We start from the raw sequence: 2,126 nt of genomic DNA, 5'->3' as shown, positions 1-2,126 counted from the left end.
TGTCCGGCACCAACGCCCATGTCGTCCTCGAACAGCCCGTCGGCCAGGACCAGGCGGCCGTCCCGTGCGCTCCGGTGCCGTCGTTGGTGCCGTGGGTGGTGTCGGGGCGCAGCCGGGTGGCTCTGCGGGCGCAGGCGGAGCGGTTGGCGCAGTTCGTGGCCGGGCGCGAGGGGATCTCGGCGGCTGCGGTGGGCGCGTCCCTGGTGCGGTCGCGGTCGGTTTTCGAGCATCGTGCGGTGGTGTGGGGCGCGGATCGTGCGGAGTTGCTCCGCGGCCTGGAGTCCGTGGCCGCGGGTGAGTCTGCGGCCGGCGGTGCGGTGATCGGTGAGGTGGGCGAGGGTGGCCGCACGGCCTTCCTGTTCGCCGGCCAGGGGGCCCAGCGCATCGGTATGGGCCGCGAACTGTACGAGGAGTACCCCGCCTTCGCGGACGCCTTCGACGCCGTGTGCGCCTACCTCGACATCGAACTGCCATGCCCCCTGAGAGACATCATCTTCGGCGACGATCACGACGTTCTGGATCGGACGGAGTTCGCGCAGCCGGCGTTGTTCGCTCTGGAAGTGGCGCTGTTCCGGTTGCTGGAGTCGTGGGGTGTGCGGCCGGACGTGCTGGCCGGGCATTCGATCGGTGAGATCGCGGCGGCGCATGTCGCGGGGGTGTGGTCGCTGGCGGACGCCTGCCGCCTGGTCGCCGCCCGCGGCCGCCTCATGCAGCTCCTCCCGGCCGGGGGAGTGATGGTCGCGGTCCAGGCCTCCGAGGAGGAGGTGCTGCCGCTGCTCGGTGAGGACCGTGCGGAGGTCGGTGTCGCGGCGGTCAACGGACCGCGCGCGGTGGTGGTTTCGGGCGCCGGCCACGCCGTCGAGGAGATCGCCGCGCACTTCCGCGCCCAGGGCCGCAAGGTGACGTCCCTGCGGGTGAGTCATGCCTTCCACTCGCCGCTGATGGAGCCGATGCTCGCCGACTTCCGCGCGGTGGCGGAGGGACTGTCGTACGAGCGGCCGACGTTGCCGATCGTGTCCACGGTGACCGGCGCGTCCGCGAGTGCGGATGAGCTGATGTCGCCGGAGTACTGGGTGGAGCATGTCCGGGTGACCGTCCGCTTCGCCGACGTCGTGGCCGCCCTGGACGGACAGGGTGTCCGCCGCTTCCTCGAACTCGGCCCCGACGGCACCCTGGCCACGCTCGGCCAGGACTGTGCGACGGACGACGGCGCACTGTTCGTCCCGGTGCTGCGCAAGGACCGTCCGGAGACCGGGTCTGTGCTCGCCGCCCTGGCCGCCGCCTTCACCAGTGGTGCCGAAGTCGACTGGGCGAGGTATTTCCCGGCCGTGGCACCCGTCGAGCTGCCCACGTACGCCTTCCAGCACGCGGCGTACTGGCCGGCGCCCGCGGAGCCGCAGGCTTCGGTCAAGGCCGGTGGTGAGGTCGACGGCCGGTTCTGGGAGGCGGTCGAGCGCGAGGATCTGGAGTCGCTGGCCGGAGAGTTGCAGCTCGATGAGGAGGCCGTGGGTGCGGTGCTGCCGGCCCTGTCCTCCTGGCGGCGGCAGAGCCTCGAACAGACCGAGCTGGACGCGCTGCGCTACCGCGTTCAGTGGCGGCCGCTCGCGGACGTCCCCGCTTCGGCGGCCCTGTCCGGTCGCTGGCTGGTGGTCGAGCCGGCCGGACTCGCCGGTGGCACCTGGACGGAGTCGCTGGTCGACGGTCTCGCCGCCCATGGTGCCGAGGTGGAGCGGCTGGTCTGCGAGGCCGGCCTGGAGCGTGCGGAACTGGCCGCGCGCCTCCAGCACCGCGGGTCGCTCGCGGGCGTGGTGTCCCTGGTCGCACTGTCCGGTGACGCAACCGCGGACGGTGACGGGGTGCCCTCGTCCCTCTCCGCTTGCCTGGGGCTGGTGCAGGCTCTGGGTGATGCCGGTGTGGTGGCTCCGCTGTGGGTGGTGACCCGTGGTGCGGTGTCGGTGGGCCGGTCGGACGGTGCTGTGGACGCGGTGCAGGCCGCTGTGTGGGGTCTGGGCCGCGTGGCCGCGCTCGAAGCCTCCGGCCGCTGGGGCGGACTCATCGACCTGCCCGGGGTGATCGACCGCCGCGCGTCGGGCCGTGTGGCAGCCGTTCTGGCCGATCCAGGTGTC

Annotated in this window: 1 protein-coding gene; it reads left to right on the top strand. The window is 72.7% G+C overall.

Going from position 1 to position 2,126, the window contains the following annotated elements; genetic code table 11:
- Positions 1-2,126: acyltransferase domain-containing protein (locus AQJ66_RS36520; RefSeq protein WP_159052717.1), on the top strand; the 2,126-nt coding region annotated here is incomplete at both ends.

This window comes from Streptomyces bungoensis, assembly GCF_001514215.1.
GTDB classification, from domain to species: Bacteria; Actinomycetota; Actinomycetes; order Streptomycetales; family Streptomycetaceae; genus Streptomyces; species Streptomyces bungoensis.
This window is presented reverse-complemented; position numbering and strand designations above follow the sequence as displayed.